Here is a 345-nt window from a genome sequence, read left to right on the forward strand (position 1 = left end):
GCTGCCCGGCGATGTCGCAGATTGCCGAAGACATCGGCCGTGCGCTCGAGGCCGCGCAGCTCACGCCCTACCGCGTCGCCACCGTGCTCGCGCCGGCGTGGACCACCGACTGGATCACCGCCGAGGCGCGCGAAAAACTGCGCGTCTACGGCATCGCGCCGCCCACGGGCAACTGCGGTTCGGCCGCGCATGCGAGCGCCGCGCCGCAGGAGAAAGTGCTGCGCTTCGTGCCGCGCGCGCTGCCGGCACCGGCCTGCCCGCGCTGCGGCTCCGCACACACCGAGCGGCTCGCGCAGTTCGGCTCGACCGCCTGCAAGGCCCTGTATCGCTGCCTCGACTGCCGCG

At 73.9% G+C, this 345-nt stretch carries 1 protein-coding gene; it reads left to right on the plus strand.

The window, feature by feature from the left end; translation table 11 throughout:
* On the plus strand, window positions 1–345 hold a 345-nt coding region (gene paaD / locus AB3X94_RS42010), incomplete at both ends, for a 1,2-phenylacetyl-CoA epoxidase subunit PaaD (protein ID WP_368614489.1).

The sequence above is a fragment of the Paraburkholderia sp. BR10923 genome (genome assembly GCF_040948765.1).
GTDB classification, from domain to species: Bacteria; Pseudomonadota; Gammaproteobacteria; order Burkholderiales; family Burkholderiaceae; genus Paraburkholderia; species Paraburkholderia youngii.